Annotated in this window: 5 protein-coding genes and 1 pseudogene; 4 read left to right on the plus strand and 2 right to left on the minus strand. The window is 46.0% G+C overall.

The features are described 5' to 3' along the window. Window positions 1-154: 154 nt before the first annotated feature. Window positions 155-358: pseudogene (locus KBW69_RS23060) on the minus strand (hypothetical protein); the annotation flags it as partial. A 260-nt stretch (window positions 359-618) separates the two neighbouring features. Here KBW69_RS23060 and KBW69_RS23065 point away from each other — a divergent pair. Next, window positions 619-1,407 (plus strand): hypothetical protein, encoded by a 789-nt coding sequence (locus KBW69_RS23065; protein ID WP_257282469.1) that lies wholly within the window; start codon window positions 619-621, stop codon window positions 1,405-1,407. A gap of 255 nt (window positions 1,408-1,662) precedes the next feature. Here KBW69_RS23065 and KBW69_RS23070 read toward each other — a convergent pair whose 3' ends face one another. Next, window positions 1,663-2,061, minus strand: coding sequence for a hypothetical protein (locus KBW69_RS23070; protein WP_257253332.1), 399 nt, complete (start codon window positions 2,059-2,061; stop codon window positions 1,663-1,665). A 168-nt stretch (window positions 2,062-2,229) separates the two neighbouring features. On the opposite strand from KBW69_RS23070, the gene KBW69_RS24035 reads away from it, so the two are divergent. From KBW69_RS24035 to KBW69_RS23085, 3 genes are all read left to right on the plus strand, one after another. Continuing rightward, window positions 2,230-2,448: a transposase gene (locus tag KBW69_RS24035; RefSeq protein WP_373690741.1), complete on the plus strand. Its 219-nt coding sequence runs from the start codon at window positions 2,230-2,232 to the stop codon at window positions 2,446-2,448. A gap of 91 nt (window positions 2,449-2,539) precedes the next feature. Next, complete coding sequence (locus KBW69_RS23550; protein WP_306674615.1) at window positions 2,540-3,802, plus strand: hypothetical protein; 1,263 nt, start codon at window positions 2,540-2,542, stop codon at window positions 3,800-3,802. 224 nt (window positions 3,803-4,026) lie between these two features. Continuing rightward, window positions 4,027-5,259, plus strand: coding sequence for a hypothetical protein (locus KBW69_RS23085; RefSeq protein ID WP_257282471.1), 1,233 nt, complete (start codon window positions 4,027-4,029; stop codon window positions 5,257-5,259). Window positions 5,260-5,500: the final 241 nt, after the last annotated feature.

Raw genomic sequence — 5,500 nt, forward strand, 5'->3', positions numbered from 1 at the left:
AGCCTGTGGAGCGACTGGAACGGGGATGGCTGCGTAAGCAACCATCTAGGGAAGGCGTGTTGAAACAGGAAGCCTGTTAGGTGACTAACGGGAATCTCGCTCCTTCAGGGGCGAGAGGATGTCAACATTTGGTGTGTTGCAGCAGCCAACAGACTCACAGAGTCTGCAAAATCAGAAGACTGAGAGGCCCGTGTGACCAGCTGATAAAATCAGCAATGGTCATATAGTATGATTGACTGTCAGCAGACGGTGCCATGAGTACCGCGTTTGCCTGACAGAATCCGGTAATCCGGCGACCGGAAGTGAGGCCGCGGGAATATGCCAACAGAAACGCCTTCGAGAACATGGCAGGGTCATAAGCCGCACGCCCGCCGTCGTTATTTTAGTAGTGATCATGAAAGATCGTAGTATTGATTTCATGATGGACCTGATAATCCAACGTGTATTCAAAGGTGCCAGGAACCAACTGTTCCAAAAGCCCTGATATTCAGACTTATCAGAGGTTTTTCTGTAGGCTCAACGCAGGTGCAGTCCTCTGTTTTTTTCTTATGTGCAATCCCCGTGGCTTTTGCTAATTTTAACCACTACTCTATGAAACGTTGAGTGACGTATGTAACCATGAAAAGTTTATCTTCAAATATGTTAGTAATTGCATTATTTGTTTGCAATTCGCTTTCATCTGTTTGTCATTCTTCTCTATTTATCAAAGAGCACAGAAATGGATTTACAATCGCTGGTGAAGTTAACAGATATGAAAATAATGTGTTGTTTAATAATATAAGAATGATTCGTTATGCAAGAAATGAAAGCTTGTTAGACGTTTCTTCTGATTATGACTCTCTTGAGAATCTTTTAGAAAAACGCAATGGTAATTATGATATTTCCGGTGAAGAGCTTTCACTTTTTATCGATAATTTTAAAGATACAAGTGTTATAAGAAAACTGTTACCAATGTCGTTTTTTGTTAGTGAAATCACAGATAAGCCGATTTATATCACTGATATCCAATCTAAGGGAGATGTTTTTATTGCCCATGGAAATGTAACAAAACAAAGCAACGATAGAGTCACATTTGTATTTATAAAAAGGAATATGCTTTTCGGTAAATCGGATGATACGTGGTCTCTAAGGAAAATATACTTATATAAATCTCATTTAGATTTCGACGACCTGGATCGTGCAATAGAAGAGATTTCTTTCACTGAAGTTCAAACTGATAATTATCGTAAGTTACTTGTTTGTGGTAATGATCCAAAAAGAATTTATCCAACAAGTGTTTCAATACAATTGCTCAGTTTAGCAACTTCCGTCTTCTCAGTGGTAATCATTATAATAACCCCAATAGTAGCTCTTTATATTCCACGTATGCTCCACTCTATTCAGCGAAGACTTGAGCTAACTCAGTAGTATGATTCTCTCACTGCAAACAGACCTGCTTCAGCTGCGCGCCGAAGGGGCGCAGCTGGTGAGCAGCGAAGTCCCGGAAACCGTCTGATGTGGCACTCTGGCGACCAATTTCGACAAAGAGTTCAGTGTATTGAAAAGCGTTTCCAGTATGTGGGCGAGCACTCGAACTGGATTCTCTTGCCGGGGTGCAGTTATCTGCCCTTGACGAAGTTAAGGCTCATATGCTTTTTTCGGCTGCTTACTACGATGTGATAATTATTGACAAAGCTCTTCAATTGAAATTACTGAGTCAAGTACTAAGCATTCTTGACGGCATAATTCGGAGAAAGAATTACAAGGATTGCCATCCGCATCTACATAGGATGGTGCTTCAAGTGCATCTGTGCAAAGCTTGTGCTTATCTGTTGCTTCAATGTATCCCAAGTTATGAATCCCGCCTATGTAAAAGCTGACGATTGCTGGATTAACATCATGACTTTTTAAAACTGATTGACCACCTCCATATGCTTGTGACTTTATCCTGTATTCACATCTATTATTAAATTCTGTTTTATCATCAAGGCTAACCTCATTCCATGAGTTTGCGGCAGCAGAAAAACAAGCCATCAATGAGCTTAACATTAATAAAAGGGATTTAATTGTACGATTTACCATTATTATTCCTCTAACTTTTTGTCCAAGGTTGGAGGCATTATCTTAGTATATGAATACAGAGTGTGCTCATTAATTTATGTGTCGCATAAGCCTTTTAAATCAGTAGTTCTCGATAGGAAATTCAGTGGATTTTCTTGGGTACGCCCGGCATGGGCATGAACTTATGGGGTGAAAGCCTTTGATAAAGAGATGTTACGAAAAAGAACAGTCATAGAGAGTGTCAATGATCATCTGAGAAATATCTCTGGGACAGAGTACACCCGGCACCGATCACTGTACAACTTTGCTGTCAATTTGATAGTAGGCCTAATAGCCTGTCACCGAGAACCCGGAAAGCCTCATATTGATATTTCAGTACTAACTGAGGGTCTGGCTGTGGCTTTCTGAGCGTCGAACATACGTTAGTTAAGGATTTCGTCATTTTAGCTTCATTGAGGGTCTATATTTCCTGTTCATTAACTGTAACTGGGAAATGACCATGAAAAAGTCATTCAATCTATTGCTGTTGCTTTTGTGTTTTTTTCATTCGATGGTACAGGCCAGCTCTCCCTCACAGAGTGATTTTGATTTTCTTGAGCCTATTAATGACACCGCACTGGTAGCAAATGGGCTTGAGTTCACGAAAAGCATTGCCGGCGTCTCTTTGTCTACCCTGTTGAATCTTGGTATATGGTGGGGTGTCTGTAAAACAGCAGGAATAGTTTCCGGGCTTTCAATCACCTATGATCTGGCTGCGTCGGATGCAAAGGAGCCGGATAAGTGGAAAACGGATTTCTGTTTGCAGCTGGCTCCCGTGATAACCACCGCCGAAGTGGCGCTGGCCGGGCACGTGTCTCCCTGGCCCCTGGAACAGCATTGGTGGAAACCCTTGTATTTTGCCGGTGCAGTAATGGCAGCTTATACCACTAATACGAAAACGAGGGAGCGCATCCCTGTCGCGGTCTTGACTTACCTTGCTTCCGAAGCGGTATCAAGAACCGGAGCCAGCGCTATTTCGGCATTCATGCTAAGAAAAATGAGCATAAGAGACATTTCAACTGAATGGTATGCAGCTGGTGGATACACAATATTGTCTTTGAGTAATGGGCTTATGGCAGGGGATATCGCCTATGAAGTCATGACTCATAAAGGCTTCAGACCAGCAAAAGTGATTTTTGCTTCTGCTGTCAGCGCAGCGATTGTGGGTACCCTCTTGGGCATTATTTCTGAGTTAATAATTGACGAGGACCGACAAATAAAGGCCGGTGTCGAAGCTGTAACCGCAAGCGGGGCATTAACCGGAATCGGTGCTGTAACCGTAATCGGCACTGTAGCCGGATTCGGAGCGGTAACCGGAATTGGAGTTTTAAACGGAATCGGGGCTTTATCCGGAGCTTTATCCGGAGTTGTATCCGGAGCCATAGCCGGAGCCGGACTCGGAGCCGGAGTCGGAGTCGGAATCCTGAACGAAGTCGGACTTGGAGCCGGAGTTGCAGCCCTGGCCGGAGTCGCACTCTTAGCCCCAGCCCTAGGCGGAGTTGGAGCCTTGCTTATGTTGGGCAGTTCGAAGATAAGCTCAAACAACCCGTTTATCAAAGCCGGTGTCACTCTGGTGCCTGCGTTGACTTTCGCTGTTGTCAATGGTCTTTCAAGCCACGCTGTTTATGGCTATCCACTGGAACAAAGCTTTTCAGAGACTGGCTGGACTCAGTGGAAAAAGTTCTATGCGCCCCTGAATTATCTCTCAACGTTGTTTAACTGACAGACTCAACTGTCAGCCACTGGAACAGCGGTGAACTCTGGCAGCTATCGGCTGCTCTTGTGGCTATGCCGAAGGCATAGTCTATTGGAAACATTTGATGGCTGCCTCATTTGCACCGCACTTTATTTGCAACGCACTTTGTAGTTAAGGATATTGTCACTCATAGCTTCGTTTAGAATCTATATTTCCAGTTCAGTCACTGTATCTGTATCTGGGGAATCACCATGAATAAGTTATTCAACCTGTGTCCGTTACTTTTGTGTTTGCTTTATTCGATGGCACAGGCCTGCCCACCCTCACAAAATGATTTTGATTTTCTTGAGCCTCTTAATGACACCGCACTGGTGGCAAATGGTCTTGAGTTAACGGGAAGCATCTCTGGAGTCTCTTTGTCTACCTTGCTCAATCTGGGTATATGGTGGGGTGTCTGTAAAACAGCGGGAATAGTTTCCGGGCTTTCAGGCACATATGATCTGGCTGTATCGGATACAAAGGAGCTGGAGCAGCTGAAAACGGATTTCTGTTTGCAGCTGGCTCCCGTGATGACCACCGCCGAAGTGGCGCTGGCCGGGCATGTGTCTCCCTGGCCCCTGGAACAGCGCTGGTGGAAACCCCTGTATTTTGCCGGTGCAGGAATGGCAGCTTATGGCGCTAGTTCGAAAACGAGGGAGCACATACCTGTCGCAGTCCTGACCTACTTTGCGTCCGAAGCGTTATCAAGAACTGGAGTCAGCGCTATTTCGGCGTTAATTCTTAGAAAAATGAGCATAAGGGATATCACAGCTAAATGCTATGCGGCTGGGGAATACGCAATGTTGTCTTTGATTAATGGGGTTATTGCGGGGGTTGTTGCCTATGAGGCTCTGATCCATAAGGGCTTCAGGCCAGCAAGAGCGACACTTGCTTCTGCTGTCAGCGCGGCGATTGTGGGTACTCTATCGGGAATTATTTCAGTGTCAACAATTGATGTGTGTGGACAGACACAGGCAGGAATCGAAGCCGGAAGCGAAGCCAGAGCCGTAATCGGAATCATAGCCGGAGCCTCAGCCGGAGCCATAGCCACAGCCGGAGCGGGAGCCGTAGCGGGAGCCGGAGCCGGAGCCGCAGCTTTAGCCGGAGCTTTAGCCGGAGCCGGAGTCGGAGCCGGAGCCGGAGCCGGAGCCGGAGCCGGAGCCGGAGTCAGTGCCTTGGTCGCAGGCGCAGCCGCAGCCTCAGCCTTAGTCCCGGGTGGAGTCGGAGCCTTGCTTATGTTGGGCAGTTCGAAGATAACTTCAAACAACCCGTTGATCAAAGCCGGTGTCACTCTGGTGCCTGCGTTGAGTTTCGCTGCTTTCAATAGTCTTTCAAACTATGCCGTTTATGGCTATCCACTGGAACAAGGCCTTTCAGAGACCGGCTGGGCTCAGTGGAAAAAGTTCTATGCGCCCCTGGATTATCTCTCGACTCTGTTTGAGTGACAGACTCAACTGTCAGCCACTGAATCAGCGGTGAACTCTGGCAGCTAACGCTGAGTTCAACCGCACTTGCACGAAATTGAAGCGACTCTGAATTGAGGCTGAATATTTCAATGTCTCATGGGGGCGATTGCAACTGATTGTTGGATGGGCCCTGCATTGGCTCTTTTTATGCAGTTAAAAGAGTACGACGTTTGTAGTTTATGGTTCCGCGCACAGGCTCCGTTTGGGATCTATATTACCA

Source organism: Endozoicomonas sp. ISHI1, assembly GCF_024606225.1.
Classification (GTDB): Bacteria; Pseudomonadota; Gammaproteobacteria; order Pseudomonadales; family Endozoicomonadaceae; genus Endozoicomonas_A.

Bases quoted from the DNA above. Each gene is read 5' to 3' on its own strand.
- KBW69_RS23070 (WP_257253332.1), bottom strand. From the start codon at position 2,061: ATGGTAAATCGTACAATTAAATCCCTTTTATTAATGTTAAGCTCATTG.
- KBW69_RS23065 (WP_257282469.1), top strand. From the start codon at position 619: ATGAAAAGTTTATCTTCAAATATGTTAGTAATTGCATTATTTGTTTGC.
- KBW69_RS23085 (WP_257282471.1), top strand. From the start codon at position 4,027: ATGAATAAGTTATTCAACCTGTGTCCGTTACTTTTGTGTTTGCTTTAT.
- KBW69_RS23550 (WP_306674615.1), top strand. From the start codon at position 2,540: ATGAAAAAGTCATTCAATCTATTGCTGTTGCTTTTGTGTTTTTTTCAT.